Source organism: Legionella anisa (assembly GCF_001467525.1).
GTDB classification, from domain to species: Bacteria; Pseudomonadota; Gammaproteobacteria; order Legionellales; family Legionellaceae; genus Legionella; species Legionella anisa.
Window position 1 is genome coordinate 473,918 of the sequence record NZ_LNXS01000019.1, and the last position, 16,380, is coordinate 490,297.

A 16,380-nucleotide genomic window follows, 5' to 3' on the forward strand; every position below is an offset into this window, starting at 1 on the left:
GCAAAACAAAGATCAGCAAAACAAAGATCAGCAAAACAAAGATCAGCAAAACAAAGATCAGCAAAACAAAGATCAACAAAATAAAAAAAATAATCAGAATAATAATGAAGCTCAATCTGAAGCAGAAAGAGAAAAACAACAGGCAAAAGAACAATGGTTGCGTTTGATTCCAGATGATCCGGGTGGATTAATGCGAGAAAAATTCTTACGTGACCATTTACGAAGGGAGCGCGGATGGTACCAATGAAAAAAATATTAATTATTACTTTTTTTTGTTTATTCAGTGCACTTGTCCATGCTGAAGTGCAAGTACAGGTCGATCCGTCTCAAGTTAGTATTGATGATTCATTCAGTTTGATTTTAACTCAAGATAATTTACAAAACGGGGGCGTTCCCGATCTGACTCCATTACAAAAAGATTTTATGATCCTTGGCACCGAACGTCGTATGAATTACTCGATTATCAATGGGCAAACCCAATCATCCAGTGAATGGTCTATCACGTTAAAGCCACAAAAAGAGGGGAAATTAACAATTCCCCCTATTAAAATTGGCAGAGAATATACCAAACCTACAACAATTGATGTAACCACTGGTACAACACCACAAAATACTCACAGCAGTTCTACGAGTTCACAGAAAAACAAGAGCATTTATTTGACCACTGAGGTTAGTAAAAAGAATCCTTATGTTAATCAACAAGTTATTTATAAAGTATCCTTGTACAATTCCAAGCATCTTTTAGACGCAAGTTATCAAGGGCCTCAAGTAGAAAATGCTTTGCTCGTTCCTTTAGGCGAGGAGAAGCGTTATCAGACTCAAAAAAATGGTGTAACTTTTCTTGTTGAAGAACAAAATTATGCCATTTTTCCACAAAAAAGTGGCCCCTTAAAAATAAAACCACCGGTGTTTACTGCCTTAATTTATGATTTCAATCCTGAGCGGGTTAAGGCCACAGACAAGGTTATGAATATCGATGTGCAACCGGTACCTAAAGAATATTCGGGAAAAGTATGGCTGCCGGCAAAACAAGTCAAATTAATGGAGCAATATGAAAACTCTACCCAAACTATTGCTCAAGGCAATACGTTAATTCGTACTGTAATTCTTGAAGGTGTAGGCGTTCCAGCTCAGCTTTTACCTACGCTCAATTTTGCAGAAATAGATGGTGTTAATGTTTATCCCGAGAAAGGAAAAGATAAGAATCGAGTTACTTATGGAGAATTGATTGGCCGTACTGAGATTAAAGTGACTTATTTATTCAACAAAGCAGGAAAAATAACGATTCCTGAGCTTAAGCTTCCTTGGTTCAATACGGAAACAGGAAAAGAAGAAATAGCTGCATTGCCTGCAAAAACATTTGAAGTAACTCCTTCATCGAACGCTGCGCCCGTAGCAAACACAGGCCAAACTGACGTAACTAAAAATCAAAATGTAACAACCCAACATACAAAAAAAGAAAAAAGCGAACCCACTTCGCCAACACAATTCATTTGGGCTTGGACAATTGCCGCACTTTTTGCCTGTGCTTGGCTAGTTACTTTAGTCTTATGGGGATGGCAAAAACGCAATAGAAATGCAGGAAAAGGTCAATATAAAACTGCATTAAATACTCTTCATAAAGCATGTATGCAGGGAAATCCTCAACGTGCACGCGATGCATTATTAAAGTGGGCCAAACTCCATTGGCCAGATGCCCCTATATTAAATCTTACAGATTTAACGCGTCTTACAACCAATGCTTCATTCAAAAAACAAGTACAGACTCTTTCACAAGTTTTGTATAAAAATAAAGAAAAAACCTTGTGGCGGGGTGATGAATTATGGCGCTGTGTGGAGCAAATGAAGAAAAATAATACGAACAAAAAAGAAAATGAAAGCGCACTACCGCCTATGAATCCTACTTGACAGGCTTCTCCTTAGTTGCTACTTGCTTGTAGCCTGGGTGAAACGAAGTGAAACCCGGGTTTCGCTGCGCTGCACCCAGGCTACATTTTAGTTATAGCGAGTAGCAACTGTCTTGAAATAAACTTTTAAGAAAGTTGCTACGTTTTGGGTGACAAAATATTTCCTTAAGTCTCATTACATGGATGGATGTTCTTTCTCTTGTAATAGTTCATCCTCTTCTTTCTTCTTTTGAAGCCTTGTGTTTTCTGGTGCAGAAACTTGATCTGATTCTTCAGGCTGTATTGTTGTAGGAATAATCGGGGAATCTGCTACAGTTTCTTGTAATCGTTTTGCAATTTTTTCTATTTCAGGCGTAGGCTTAACCTTCATATCTGAAGTCTCAAATTCTGATTCGGTCAGATCCTCTTTTTCCCCTTCAGACTCACGATCTCCTTCGTCGGAATGAGGCTTTTTTGTAACCTCATTCATTATTTTCTTTCCAAGTGACTTAAGCAAAGGATATGTAACACGTGCAACAACATAAGCAAACGCCAAAGATGCCGTTGCCGCAAGTAGTCCAAATCCTACTGGAGGGAGGAATAGACACATTGCCGCACCAAGGAATGCAAGAGAAGCAAAAGCAATACCCACCGATCTATCTACAACAGCCATTGTTCCCAATTTTTCTATTTTTTGCTTACATTGTTCCTGATTATCGAGTAATTCTTTTAATATATTTAAGTCAGCTTTAATGTCTTTTCTTGCATTTCTGATTTCCTCCTCTAAGGAAGCAGACTCATCTAACTTTCCTTCTTTCCTCGCCTTTTTTGCCTTTGCCTCTAGGTTTTCTAAATCATCAATTAAATAGTTGATTAAATTTTTTTTACTCTCAATCTTTTTTTCTATTTCTTCTAGCTTGTCTTTTAGTTCATAACGTTTGTAATAAAGCTTGGCTAAAGTGATTACACTCAGGCCTAATGCAGCTATGGAGGTAACTAAGGCAATAATAGGTGCTGAAGGGGGAAATGCAATAGCAGTTATAGTAAGCCCTAGAATCACTGCTGAATACAAAAAACGGGCATTGCGATTCAACGTAATCGGTGATTCTTGCTTGGTTATATAGGCACCCAAATAAATGCATGGAATATAAATAAAATCTAATATGCTCGTTACTAACTTAATAACGTGAAACCCCGTGCCTGCTGATTCTGTAGTATTACTTACGTGTCCTGCTACTTGTACCATATTAGTAATTGCACTCCCAGTTCCATCTACAGAGTCCATAAACTTATTAAAAAAAGGAAGCATCCGTAATATAGATGAGCCAATGGATTTTGGGGAAGCTTTTGTACCCTTCATTGATTTTAATTTTTTCCTTAAACCCGCTGCCGAAAAGTCTTCGAGCTCAATTTCATCCTCAGCCTTATTAAAAAACATCGCTTATCTCAAAATTGTTTTCTTTAATTCATATTATAACAAGCAATTATGATATAAAGATGAACAAAAATAATACCTTCCTATTTCTTTAATATTGGGACAATGGACAAAAAAGTGTATAATTCCTCTTTTTGTTTCACAAATATTGATCAGTCATGAATCTTGAAAAATTATATGATGTCATTGTCGTGGGTGGTGGACATGCAGGCACAGAGGCCGCTTTAGCAGCAGCACGAATGGGGGCACAAACTTTATTACTTACTCATAACATGGATTTGCTTGGCCAGATGTCGTGTAATCCTGCTATAGGAGGAATAGGGAAAGGGCATTTGGTGAAAGAAATTGATGCCTTGGATGGAGCTATGGCAAAAGCCACAGATAAGGCAGGAATTCAATTTCGTACCCTTAATGCTTCTAAAGGGCCAGCCGTTCGTGCTACTCGCGCACAAGCTGATCGGGTGCTCTATCGACAAGCCATTAGAGAACAACTACAAACTCAAGAAAATCTGACTCTGTTTCAACAAGCTGTTGATGATTTACTGATCGAAGGAGAACGTGTTACCGCTGTTGTTACCCAAATGGGCCTTATCTTACGAGCTCGTGCTGTAGTACTGACCGTAGGTACTTTTTTGGGAGGTAAAATTCATGTAGGAATGAGCCAATATGCAGGTGGTCGTGCAGGTGATCCGCCTTCGATTGCTTTGGCAAAAAGTTTGCGTGATCTTGATTTGCCTGTAGGTCGTTTAAAGACTGGAACACCGCCACGGATCGATCGTCGTTCTTTAGATTACAGCCAGATGACTGAACAGCCAGGAGATACCCCCATACCCGTTTTTTCTTATCTGGGTCATGTCAGTGATCATCCTCAACAAGTAGCGTGTCATATTACCCATACGACCGAAGCAACACACGAAATTATTCGTAATAATCTGCATCAGTCTCCTATGTATGCGGGAGTTATTGAAGGGGTTGGACCTCGTTATTGTCCCTCTATAGAAGATAAAATTGTTCGCTTTGCGGATAAATTATCCCATCAAATCTTTGTCGAACCTGAGGGATTAACTACTGAAGAAATCTATCCCAACGGCATTTCTACGAGTCTTCCTTTTGAAGTACAAGTACAGTTTGTACGGACAATTAAAGGGTTTGAAAATGCCCATATCACTCGACCTGGTTATGCCATAGAATATGATTATTTTGACCCTCGAGGGTTAACTTCATTCTTGCAAACCAAACCCATTCCCAACTTGTTTTTTGCAGGTCAGATCAACGGAACAACAGGCTATGAAGAGGCTGCGGCGCAAGGAATTATTGCGGGCATGAATGCTGCTCTGCTGATACAGGAAAAGGAGCTTTGGTGTCCGCGAAGAGATGAAGCTTATATAGGTGTTTTAATTGATGATCTGATCACTTGCGGTACCCAAGAACCCTATAGAATGTTCACTTCTCGTGCTGAATATCGCTTGCTTCTGCGCGAGGATAATGCAGATTTACGTTTAACTGCTAAAGGCAAAGAGTTAGGCATAGTAGGCGAGGAACGTTGGCAGCATTTCTCCGCAAAACGCGAAGCAATAGAATCCACTCAGGCTTTACTGCATAATACTTGGGTACGCGTAGGTCATAATGAACTCTTTAAAGATATCCTGCTTAATCCCATGCAACATGATAATAGAGCTTCAGAGTTTCTCAAACGTCCTGAAATTAATTATCAGCATTTATTACTGGTCGATGATTTAAACTTGCCTAAACTATCAACTGAAGTCAGCGAGCAAATAGAAATTCAAAATAAATATGCAGGCTATATCGAGAGGCAACAACAAGATATAGATAAAATGCGTAAGCACGAAAATACTTTATTACCTGAATCGTTGGATTATAGTGAGGTAACTGGATTATCTAATGAAGTGATTCAAAAACTGACCAAGATAAGACCATCTACTTTAGCCCAGGCCGGTCGTATTTCAGGAGTCACTCCTGCTGCCTTGTCCCTACTTTTAGTGCATTTGAAAAAACAGCGAATTGAGGCATGAAAGAACAAATAACGCAGATACAAGTACTGCTTAGAGAGGGCTTACACCAATTTGATATGGAAGCACTGAGCCCTTCTTTATCAGATTATTTATTCTTACTTAACAAGTGGAATTTAGCTTATAATCTCACTGCAATTCGTGATCTTGAGTCTATGGTCAGTAAACATATATTTGATAGCCTAGCTATTTTACCTTGGCTTAAAGGCAATCACATCATCGATGTAGGAACAGGGGCAGGCTTACCAGGTATTCCTCTTGCGCTGGCAAGACCCGACTTAAACTTTGTTTTATTAGATTCCAATGGTAAAAAAACTCGTTTTCTGGCGGAAGTGAAACGGCAGCTTAATATAAAAAATGTTGAAATTGTTCAATTTAGAGTCGAAAACTACCACCCGACTCAAGGTTTTGATACAGTATTAAGCCGGGCTTTTAGTAGCCTTGAACAAATGATTCAGTGGACGCAACATCTTATTGTTGATAATGGAATTTGGTTGGCAATGAAGGGGCGTTATCCTGATACAGAATTGCATGAGATCAACCAAAGTTGCACAATAGAGCGTTATACTGTGGCAGGTGTTGAAGGCGAGCGTTGTTGCGTCATTATTGAAAATCAACCTGGAAAGTAGCAATGGACCCTTTACAGTTTCTTACTTACCGGGTTTAACCAAGGAATAAATCATGGCAAAAGTCATAGCCATTGCCAATCAAAAAGGTGGAGTAGGCAAAACCACTACAGCGATTAATTTAGCGGCTTCTTTGGCAGCAAATCGACAACAGGTTTTACTGATCGACTTGGATCCCCAAGGCAATGCCACCATGGGTAGTGGCGTCGATAAAAGCCAATTGGTGCATACGACAAATGATGTCTTACTTCATGATTGTCTTGCGAGTCATGCATGTCTTTCCACAACCAGCGGCTATGATTTAATACCCGGTAATGATGATTTAACTGTTGCAGAAGTGAGTCTGATGGAACGCAATCATCGTGAAACATTTCTCTATAAGGCATTGCAGCCGATTCAAAATAAGTATGACTTTGTGTTGATTGATTGCCCACCCGCTTTGAATACGCTGACAATTAATGCCTTTGTTGCTGCTGATTCTGTTCTTATTCCTATGCAATGTGAGTACTATGCTCTAGAGGGGTTAGCAGCGCTACTTTCAACTATTGAACAGGTTAAAGCTTCGGTAAATCCTCGCTTACATCTTGAGGGACTGTTGAGAACCATGTACGATGCTCGTAATCGATTGTGTTCTGAGGTGTCAAAACAACTCATAGAACATTTTCCAACTAAGGTCTATAGAACTGTAGTGCCGCGTAATGTCAGACTTGCTGAAGCACCTAGTCATGGATTGCCAGCCTTACATTACGATAAAACATCTCCAGGCGCAGCAGCCTATATGGTACTCGCCTCCGAGTTGATTAATAAACAGACTGTTGCAGGATAATTGGGGTAATTTATGACAGTAAAACGTAGTAGTTTAGGGCGTAACTTATCCGCTTTATTAAGTCAATCAAATAGTATTCTTTTAAATGAAAAACCGCAAACTGAAATTCTCAAACTTGCGGTTGAGTGTTTGCAACCTGGAAAATATCAACCCCGCGGTGAAATGGAGGAGGCTCCGTTAATGGAACTTGCCCAGTCAATCAAAAAGCAGGGTTTACTACAACCTCTTTTGGTGCGCGAACTGCATAATGGACGTTATGAAATTATTGCAGGCGAGCGACGTTGGCGAGCAAGTCAATTGGCTGGACTCACAGAAGTTCCAGTTATTTTAAAGCAAGTTGATGATGAAACTGCCATGGCCATGGCATTGGTTGAAAATTTACAGCGTGAAGATTTGAATGCGATGGATCAAGCACGAGCCATGCATAGACTCACGCATGAATTTTCTTTGACACATCAGCAAGTTGCGGATCTTTTGTGTAAATCCAGAGCTGCAGTAAGCAATTATTTAAGATTACTGGCTCTATCAACTGGGGTTAAAAAACTTTTAGAACATGGTGATATTGACATGGGGCATGCACGCGCCTTATTGATGTTAGAGGAAGAGCAACAAAATCAAGTTGCTCAACTTATCGTTGCGAAAAACTTATCTGTGCGTGAAACTGAAAAGCTGGTTGAACGAATGAAATCGGGTAAAACAAAAGAAGAGCAACATGATATAGATCTTTCTCGCTATCAAGATCAATTGAAAAATCTCTCACAACATTTGCAAACACCCATTAAACTTAAACCTGGTAAATCAGGTAAAGGTTCCTTAGTCATTCACTATGATAATGAACACAGTTTGCAAAATATTATCGAGCAACTCATTAGTGCATACTAACTTTTTATCCTGACTGTATTTGTAGCCCGGTATAACTATGTTTGAATTTTAGTAAACGTCAGATTTGAGCTCCCGGTTGAAAAAAATACGATGAGAAGGCGCAGCATATATCATGCGTATTTTTCATTCACTCTGAAAGAAATATATATTTAGACTACAATTATTATATAAGCTGGTTATATTGCTTGGAGAATGCAATGTTAATTCAGCCTGTACAGCCTGTATACATTTTAATAAAAGTTGGCGATGATGAATATTCAGGCCAACTTCTTAGTTTGTCTGAAGAAAACCTTGAGTTTCAATGTGATGCCTATATTGAAAAAAATATCGAGGTCTCCTTTTTCGCGAAACATTTTCGTGGTCAAGCAACCATTCAGGAAATTAAGTTTGATAACTCTTTATTCACCTATCAATTAACAATTCAAGAAATTCAATTCCAGCCTGGTTTATTGATCAACACGCGTTTATAAGAATTTACGATAAATGCCCCGCGGACAAGCCTTGAGAGATCCTCACAAAATTTAAACAGGAACCTATTCTATAGTTTACGGTGATGTTTAAAAGGCTGTCATCCCTGCGTAGGCAGAGATGAGCTCAAGAGATAGGCAGTCTCTTGCAGGAAAAAATGAGTTTTATATGTGGTGTGCACATACTGGGCTTAACAGCCCAGTCCCGCTATAGTTAAAATGTAGCCTGGGTGCAGCGCAGCGAAACCCGGGTTTCACTTCGTTTCACCCAGGCTACGATTGATATCGATTTATTTATAACCAGTAAACAAAAACAAACAAGAACAACCATACTACGTCTACAAAGTGCCAATACCAGGCAACCCCTTCAAATGCGAAGTGTCGTTCTGGCGTAAAATGCCCCAGTTTGCAGCGAACCGTGATCACAATCAACATAATTGTACCCAGGGTTACGTGTAAGCCGTGAAATCCAGTGAGCATAAAAAATGTTGTTCCATAAATACCTGAAGACAAGGTTAAATTCATCTCGGTATATGCTTCATGATACTCATAAGTCTGTAACGCCAAGAACGTCAATCCTAATGCAATGGTTAAAATCATTCCTAGAATTAGCTGTTTTTGCTTCTGTAATTTTAAAGCCCAATGAGCCCAGGTAATCGTTACCCCAGAGGTTAATAAAATAAGTGTGTTCACTGCTGCCAAACCCCAAGGTCCCATTGCTTCATGAGCCCCAGCAAAAGCTTCATTATCCGGATTAACGAGCACAGGCCATGTTGCATCGAAATTAGGCCATAGAGTAAAGTGGGTAATTGGATGTACTTCGCCGCCTAAAAGAGGAACAGACCAAAGTCGGGTATAGAATAAAGCACCAAAAAATGCACCAAAAAAACAGACCTCGGAAAAAATAAACCAGCACATACCCCAACGAAATGATCTATCAACTTGCTCATCATAGACCCCTTTCGAGTTCTCATAAATTACTTGGCCAAACCAACCAAATAACATAAAAACCATGATTACCAAACCCATAGTGAATATGTAGGGACCATACCAGTCATTATGAAGCCAAGAAGCTGCCCCCACAAGAGTGGTAGTTAACCCAACGGATGCAACCAAAGGCCAATGGCTTGGTTTAGGGATGTAATAAGTACCATGTCCTCCCATTATATTTTAATCTCCTGTTTCAATGGGCTCTGTTTACATTTCAACTACCTTGGCCAAAATGGTTTGATTCTCTGCGTTCCAATGCCTTGCATACTTCATATATGCTGCGCGTTTCAGTACGCGAAACTAAGCAAGTTGGCTCAAACTAGCGAAATGTAAGCAGACCCTAATCGGTTTCTTAAAGCTCTCTTTAATGGAAGAGCGTAATCTACATAATTGTTCGATCTGCCAATTTACTTTTCAGTGTAGTGATCTTGTATATTGATCACAAACATCACTTCTTCAAAATATGCAACCTTAAATTAACCCTTGTCTGTTACATCAAATAAAGTATAAGACAAGGTCACTGTCCGTACTTTATCGGGTAAATCAGCATCCAGATGAAATAACAAGGGCATATTCATTGCTTCATGTCCATTCAATGTTTGCCGTGCAAAGCAAAAACATTCTGTCTTTTTCAGATACTTAGCAGCAATACCCGGTGTGACACTGGGTATTGCCTGTACCGTCATCTGGTGATCAGTCTTATTTTCTGCATAAAAAGATAGCTTGGCTATTTCACCAGGATGCACCTTGATTTTTCGTATTTTTGGATAAAATGACCAAGGAACACCGCTATTATTTGTAGCAACAAATTCAACGGTTATTTCTCTACTTTTATCTACTTTAGCTTTGCTTACATCATATGCTACCGCTTCAGGATTTGTTTTACCATTAATGCCCAATGATTTGCATAAACTGTTGTAAATGGGCACTAATGCAAATCCAAAAGCAAACATCCCCAACACAAGGCCGGATAATATAACGAGTAATCGGTGATGCCCTTTTTGTTTTTTCATACAGCTAACCTATAAATCTAATTTGGGCGGAGTAGTAAAAGTATGGTATGGAGGTGGCGAAGGTAGTGTCCATTCTAAACCGTATGCACCTTCCCAAGATCGTGCAGCAGCAATATCTTTTTTAGTACCTTTTTTCCTTATGGTAGCGATTACATTATATAAAAATAGGAGTTGGGTAAATCCAAAAATAAAGGCACCAATTGAAGAGACCATATTGAAATTAGCAAATTGCAATGCATAATCCGGAATCCTTCTTGGCATACCCGCTAATCCTAAAAAGTGCATTGGAAAAAATGCTACATTCACCGAAATAACAGACAGCCAAAAATGCCATTTGCCTAACAGTTCGTTATACATATGCCCAGTCCACTTAGGAAGCCAGTAATACGTAGCGGAAAATAAGGCAAAAATTACACCTGGAACCAGTACATAATGGAAGTGAGCTACGACAAAATAGCTATCTTGATACTGGAAATCTGCAGGAACCAATGCAAGCATTAATCCTGTAAATCCTCCTATAGTAAACAAAAATACAAAAGCCAATGCAAATAACATGGGTGTTTCAAAAGTCATAGAACCGCGAAACATAGTACTTACCCAGTTAAATACTTTAATACCAGTGGGAACCGCAATAAGCATCGTGGTATACATGAAAAATAATTCTGCGCCCAGAGGAATACCTGTTGTAAACATATGGTGTGCCCAGACAATAAATGACAAGACAGCAATACTGACTGTAGCATAAACCATAAAGTAATAGCCAAATAAAGGCTTGCGGCTAAAGGTGGGAATCACTTCAGAGATAACACCGAAAGCAGGTAATACAAGAACATACACCTCAGGATGTCCAAAAAACCAGAATACATGTTGGAACAATATAGGATCACCACCGCCTGCAGCGCTAAAGAAGCTGGTGCCAAAATGACGGTCAGCCAACATCATGGTTACCGCTCCAGCCAACACGGGCATAATTGCAATCAATAAAAAGGCAGTAATTAACCAAGTCCATACGAACATTGGCATTTTCATCAGGGTCATGCCAGGTGCACGTAAATTTAATATGGTCGCAATGATATTAATTGAACCCATAATGGAGGAAAGGCCCATCATATGTATCGAGAAAATCATAAAATCGGTACTAGGAGGAGCATATGTAGTCGAGAGCGGTGCATACATAGTCCAGCCAAAGTTAGGGCCACCACCCGCATGAAATGTGGTTGAAAGTAATAATGTAAAAGCAAAAGGTAAAATCCAAAAACTCCAGTTATTTAAGCGTGGCAACGCCATATCTGGAGCACCTATCATCATTGGAATTTGCCAGTTGGCCATTCCAGTAAATGCCGGCATTACCACCCCAAACAACATGATTAAGCCATGCAGGGTGGTCATTTGGTTAAAAAAGTTAGGATCAACGAAACGATGGCCTGGCTGAAATAATTCTGCCCGAATAATTAAGGCCATACCACCCGCTAAAAAGAAGCTGAACATTGCAAGCCACAAATAAAGTGTGCCTATGTCTTTGTGGTTTGTAGTAAATAACCAGCGTTTTATAAATCCTAGGACGCCCTTACCCTGTTCAGGACCATGATCGTCATGTTTTTCATCGTGCGCTAATGTATAACTGCTCATTGCAAACCTCCAGCTTGAACTTTATTAACCATGGTTGGTTGTTGATTAGCTTTCTGACGTTGTGTAGCAACCTCTGCGGCTTGAACTACATCATTAGTGTTATTGTCCCAGGCATTACGCTCATATGTCGCAATTGCAGCAATTTCTTCATCTGTAAGTTGATCTTTATAAGACTGCATTGCTGAACCGGCAATACCATTGAGTATTATATCTATATGTCGTGAAATAGGATGACCGGTCGCCACCGAACTGGCTCTAAGGGCTGGGTACATAGGTGGTATACCCCTACCGTCCGGCTGATGACATGCAGAACAAAATTGTTCGTATCTTTGCTTGCCAAAAGCCAATAACTCATCCCGTGTCATCGTTTTCTGCGTTGTGGCAACAGCTTCCCTTTGAGCATCCTGATCTTCAGTTTTTGTTTGCGCAGCAACCCACTTATCAAAATCCTCCTGATTAACTGCTTCAACAACGATGGGCATAAATCCATGATTCACCCCACAAAGCTCGGCACATTGACCTCTATAGGTTCCTGGTTTATCTATTGTAGCCCATGCCTCGTACATAAAACCGGGTATCGCATCACGTTTAATACCTAATTCCGGAACCCACCAAGAATGAACCACATCATTTGAAGTCACTAAAAAGCGAATTTTCTTATTAACCGGCACAACCAATGGTTTATCTACTTCCAATAAATACCACTCATTTTTTTTCTGTTTATTTTGAATTTGCGCAAAAGGCGTGGATAAGGTGCTAAAAAAACTAATTCCCTGATCAAGATACTCATACTGCCAGCGCCATTGGTAGCCCACTACTTTTATAGTTACTTCGGACTGTTTTGTATCATCCATACGGATTAAAACACGTGTCGCAGGGATTGCAAGTCCAACGAGAATCAAGAAAGGTATAATCGACCAAACAACTTCCAAGCGAGGATTATCATGAAATGATGCAGCCTTATATCCTTTGGATTTCCTATGATGGATCATGGAATAGATCATAACGCCGAATACAACGATCCCAATAATGGCGCAAACTGCCATACACACCATATGTAGGTAATATGCATCTTTACTGATGGGAGTCACCCCTCGATACATATTTAATTGCCAAAAATCCACAGCGAATATTGGTTGGCTCGCAGCCCAGATACCTAGCATCGTTAATAATCTACAGATCTTTAACCTGTTTAACATCCCCATTCCTCGTCTTGTCTAGAAACCAGACTAAAGTCAACAGCCCCTAACCTGGTTCCAGTTTATTTTTATACATTTTTAATTTTCAATAACCCCTCACAATAAAGTGAGGGATCTATTCAATCAATAAGGCTACCACAATGAGTAGTTTCCTTCAGTTTTAGATCTACTGACCATGTATTTTACTGCCTCGATAATTTCGTTCGTTGTGCATTGATCACAACCTCCGTTTTTCGGATGATCTTTTCCATGAACAGTATTCTCAATCAATACATCCACATTTTTTGCAATCAAGGATTTCCATGCTTCTTTATCGCCAATTTTAGGTGCCCCATCTTTTCCATCATTATGACAACCCGCACAATGCTTGTTATAAATGGCTTCACCACTTTCAGGATATTTTTTTGCACCACCAGACTTGAGATCCAATAATTGTGTACGAGTCAATGATTCATTAAGTATGAAATCAACAGCTGAAATAATGTCGTTATCGGAACACGTCACGCAGGCACCTTTAACAGGCATAAAGTTAAATCCATCGATTGCATGACGATATAATCCAGTTAATCCGCTGCTTTTTAGTCGTTCATACCAACTTGCCGAACTACCCAATAAAGGAGCGCTCATCGCGCCATCTTGGTGACAAATCACACACGCACTGAAATAAACTTGCTTTCCTCGATCAAGTGAAGGAGGATCATTTGAAGGCGGTAATCCTAAAGGTTCTTCGCTCACAACAGTTTTAAGGTATGTCGCGATAGCCATTCTATCTTCGTCGGTTAAATACATCAGGCTGTTACGATTTACTTCAGCCATAGGCCCCGCTACTGGCCCTGCATTGTTAATGAGCTTATCATATTTGAATACATCGGCAACCTGCTCATGGGTTGCACTTTCCAACCCATACTTAGTAATGTTTGGCGCCCAGTAGCCATCAATAAATCCACCGGTTAGGTAGTATCTGTTTTTGGGGGCACCGAATGGATTTAATGGTGTATGACACATACTGCAATGGCCTAAGCTATCTACGATATATTTTCCACGATTCCACTCGGGAGATCTTCCTTTTTCATATTGAAACTCATGCCCTTCAGGAAAGAAAAATAATAAGTTCCATCCCCAAAGTGTGAAGCGAGCACCAGGAATATTAAATGGGAAAGGTAACGGTTTATTAGGTAAATTAACAGGCGGCAAGCTCATAAAATAAGCATACAGAGCACGCGCATCTTCCTCTGTTGTTTTAGAAAAATACACATAAGGGAATACAGGAAAATAATTTCTGCCTTTTGGATCGCGACCTTCTTTAAGTGCGCGAATAAAATCTTTTTCAGTCCAATTACCGATTCCTGTTTCTTTATCAGGAGTAATGTTGGGACTGTAAAATGTTCCAAAAGGAGTTGCGATAGGCAATCCACCTGCATAAGCGGGCGTTCCTGCTTTAACATTCGTATGACAGGAAATACAATCTCCCATCTTTGCCAAATATTCTCCACGTTCAATTAAAGTCTGTTGCTCACCTGTCGCTGGAGCAGTAGGTGGATAGACGGGATAATATCCATCATGAACTTGTAATTTCTGTTGGGCAGGCGCAGTATTTTCTGCATGTAATAATTGACCTGCTAGACCAAGCACCGTCAAAGTTGCTGTGACGATTAGCTTTCTTAGTAACAAAGAGCCCACGCTCCCTCCTATTTGTTCTTCTTTTGTACGCTTCTCTTGCGGAGACAGAATAATCGACGCATTTTATACTCCACAACGCATAAGTTGCAATGTTATAATTGCTATCTTTAATTTTTTTTAATATTGCGATTATGTTTGTTTATCTTAATGGTTTGTTTTTAGGCTTATCTTTGATCATTGCTCTAGGGCCGCAAAACGTCTTTTTGATTAAACAAGGCGCGCAAAAAAATCATGCGATTCTTTCTGCTGTTATATGTTTTATCTGTGATTTCATTTTAATTTGCTCCAGTATCGCAGGCTTGCACGAATTGCTTCAACTTCGCCCTGTTTTGCAAATATGGATGATGCTGTTAGGCACACTTTTTTTACTTTTTTATTCTGCGAAGGCCTTAGCCAATGCATTTTCCAAATCATCAGAAGATGAAGAGAATACACATCAACCACGCAACAGAGTCCAAATCACTCTTTTAGCTTTAGGATTTAGTATTCTTAACCCTCATGCCATTATTGATTCGCTGGTCATTATAGGTGGCGGCAGCAGCGGATATCCAAATCAGGAACATATTTTCTTACTGGGTGTGCTCACATCAAGCTTTGTCTGGTTTAGTTCATTGACCTTTACCGCACGATATTTTTCTGACGTTTTGACAAAAGCAAATGTGTGGAAAGGAATTGAGCTAATTAGCGGCATGCTCATGGCTTTTATAGGTATTAAACTTGGTACGGATTGCTTAAGCTTAATTTCGGAACTAATTGGGAAATCAATTTAATAGAAAGGGCCAATCAGTGTGTCGCCAATTGACCCAGTGGAATGACACATAGCAAGTCCAACCTCGCAAGGCGAATATCGCATAATCATTTACTCATGTCAATCTGAAGCACCCGCCAAAAAACATTTTCCATTGTTGTTCTAACTCACTTCAGTTAAACTCAAAGCTTTTATAAATATTGAGCAATACATGTTTTACGGCGACACCATTCAAGAAACACGACAGATGTTTTTTTCCAGTTGGGAAAAATATCAACATCAAAAACTGCTGTCACCCTTAGAAAATGAAATTGTCCAAGTGATATTAGCTCATCCTGAATACCATAAGATACTTGAAAATCAGAATAAATTTCAGCAGCAATCTTATTTTCCCGAGTCAGGGGAAGCAAATCCATTCCTGCATATGGGACTTCATCTTGCGATTAGAGAGCAAATCGCTACTGACCGTCCTGTGGGGATTCATGAGATCTACAAAAATTTAATCAAAAAATACAATGACTCATTATCCGTTGAGCATTTAATGATGGAGCAATTAGCCGAGTGCTTGTGGCTCTCACAAAAAAATAACCTCCCACCTGATGAGCAAAAGTATCTACACACCTTAGCCAGTCTTTGAGTTATTATTTCGCCAAAGTATTTTTCTGGGTACCGCACATACCTGAGAGATCCTCACAAAATTTAAACAGCAAGTAGGTTGGGTCATTTTGACCCAACAATTTAGACGCTCACCAAGGCCTCGATGAATTGGACGTGTGAATGAGATTGCAATGGGTGATTGTGAGTTGTGTTTGTTGGGTCAACGACCCAACCTACTCGCTACGATACTTATCCTAACTTAGATTGAGTTATGAACTATTGTGATGGATGGATCCCCTAAATTCACAAACGAAGTGCAACACGAGTTATACTCGGAGTTGCTATGGGAAAACACTATTCACAACTCTCGTT

The 16,380-nt window shown here is 39.7% G+C and carries 14 protein-coding genes and 1 pseudogene; 9 read left to right on the top strand and 6 right to left on the bottom strand.

What is annotated here, in order from left to right:
- Together Lani_RS20740 and Lani_RS06365 are read left to right on the top strand one after the other, a co-directional pair.
- A pseudogene (locus Lani_RS20740) lies at positions 1 to 247 on the top strand (tetratricopeptide repeat protein); the annotation flags it as partial.
- The gene (locus Lani_RS06365) at positions 244 to 1,908 is read left to right on the top strand and encodes a BatD family protein (RefSeq protein WP_040522176.1); all 1,665 of its coding nucleotides are present in this window, start codon (positions 244 to 246) and stop codon (positions 1,906 to 1,908) included. The pseudogene Lani_RS20740 and the gene Lani_RS06365, both read left to right, overlap by 4 nt.
- 174 nt (positions 1,909 to 2,082) lie before the next feature.
- Here Lani_RS06365 and Lani_RS06370 read toward each other — a convergent pair whose 3' ends face one another.
- Positions 2,083 to 3,324 carry an AAA family ATPase gene (locus Lani_RS06370; RefSeq protein ID WP_019232792.1) on the bottom strand — a complete coding sequence of 414 codons (1,242 nt, stop codon included), beginning with the start codon at positions 3,322 to 3,324 and terminating at the stop codon, positions 2,083 to 2,085.
- 155 nt (positions 3,325 to 3,479) lie between these two features.
- On the opposite strand from Lani_RS06370, the gene mnmG reads away from it, so the two are divergent.
- From mnmG to Lani_RS06395, 5 genes are all read left to right on the top strand, one after another.
- Positions 3,480 to 5,354: a tRNA uridine-5-carboxymethylaminomethyl(34) synthesis enzyme MnmG gene (mnmG, locus tag Lani_RS06375; protein WP_019232791.1), complete on the top strand. Its 1,875-nt coding sequence runs from the start codon at positions 3,480 to 3,482 to the stop codon at positions 5,352 to 5,354.
- Positions 5,351 to 5,980: a 16S rRNA (guanine(527)-N(7))-methyltransferase RsmG gene (rsmG, locus tag Lani_RS06380; RefSeq protein WP_019232790.1), complete on the top strand. Its 630-nt coding sequence runs from the start codon at positions 5,351 to 5,353 to the stop codon at positions 5,978 to 5,980. The genes mnmG and rsmG overlap by 4 nt, the downstream gene beginning before the upstream one ends.
- 52 nt (positions 5,981 to 6,032) lie before the next feature.
- Positions 6,033 to 6,803, top strand: a complete 771-nt coding sequence (locus tag Lani_RS06385; protein WP_019232789.1) for a ParA family protein — start codon at positions 6,033 to 6,035, stop codon at positions 6,801 to 6,803.
- A gap of 12 nt (positions 6,804 to 6,815) precedes the next feature.
- Entirely contained in the window at positions 6,816 to 7,685 is an 870-nt protein-coding gene (locus Lani_RS06390; protein WP_019232788.1) for a ParB/RepB/Spo0J family partition protein, read from the top strand.
- Between the two features lie 197 nt (positions 7,686 to 7,882).
- The gene (locus tag Lani_RS06395; RefSeq protein WP_019232787.1) at positions 7,883 to 8,155 is read left to right on the top strand and encodes a hypothetical protein; all 273 of its coding nucleotides are present in this window, start codon (positions 7,883 to 7,885) and stop codon (positions 8,153 to 8,155) included.
- Between the two features lie 291 nt (positions 8,156 to 8,446).
- Here the strand turns inward: Lani_RS06395 and Lani_RS06400 are convergent, their stop codons facing one another.
- From Lani_RS06400 to Lani_RS06420, 5 genes are all read right to left on the bottom strand, one after another.
- Positions 8,447 to 9,316 carry a cytochrome c oxidase subunit 3 gene (locus Lani_RS06400; protein WP_019232786.1) on the bottom strand — a complete coding sequence of 290 codons (870 nt, stop codon included), beginning with the start codon at positions 9,314 to 9,316 and terminating at the stop codon, positions 8,447 to 8,449.
- A 302-nt stretch (positions 9,317 to 9,618) separates the two neighbouring features.
- On the bottom strand, positions 9,619 to 10,155 hold the full coding sequence (locus tag Lani_RS06405) for a cytochrome c oxidase assembly protein (protein ID WP_019232785.1): 537 nt from the start codon (positions 10,153 to 10,155) through the stop codon (positions 9,619 to 9,621).
- 9 nt (positions 10,156 to 10,164) lie between these two features.
- On the bottom strand, positions 10,165 to 11,784 hold the full coding sequence (gene ctaD / locus Lani_RS06410) for a cytochrome c oxidase subunit I (RefSeq protein ID WP_019232784.1): 1,620 nt from the start codon (positions 11,782 to 11,784) through the stop codon (positions 10,165 to 10,167).
- Positions 11,781 to 12,983, bottom strand: coding sequence for a cytochrome c oxidase subunit II (gene coxB, locus Lani_RS06415; protein ID WP_019232783.1), 1,203 nt, complete (start codon positions 12,981 to 12,983; stop codon positions 11,781 to 11,783). The genes ctaD and coxB overlap by 4 nt, the downstream gene beginning before the upstream one ends.
- 132 nt (positions 12,984 to 13,115) lie before the next feature.
- Positions 13,116 to 14,663, bottom strand: a complete 1,548-nt coding sequence (locus Lani_RS06420) for a c-type cytochrome (RefSeq protein ID WP_019232782.1) — start codon at positions 14,661 to 14,663, stop codon at positions 13,116 to 13,118.
- Between the two features lie 131 nt (positions 14,664 to 14,794).
- Here Lani_RS06420 and Lani_RS06425 point away from each other — a divergent pair, with 131 nt between their 5' ends.
- Both Lani_RS06425 and Lani_RS06430 read left to right on the top strand, forming a co-directional pair.
- A complete protein-coding gene (locus Lani_RS06425) occupies positions 14,795 to 15,433 on the top strand; it encodes a LysE/ArgO family amino acid transporter (protein ID WP_019232781.1) in 639 nt (212 codons plus the stop codon).
- 189 nt (positions 15,434 to 15,622) lie between these two features.
- Positions 15,623 to 16,048: a DUF1841 family protein gene (locus Lani_RS06430; protein WP_019232780.1), complete on the top strand. Its 426-nt coding sequence runs from the start codon at positions 15,623 to 15,625 to the stop codon at positions 16,046 to 16,048.
- Positions 16,049 to 16,380: the final 332 nt, after the last annotated feature.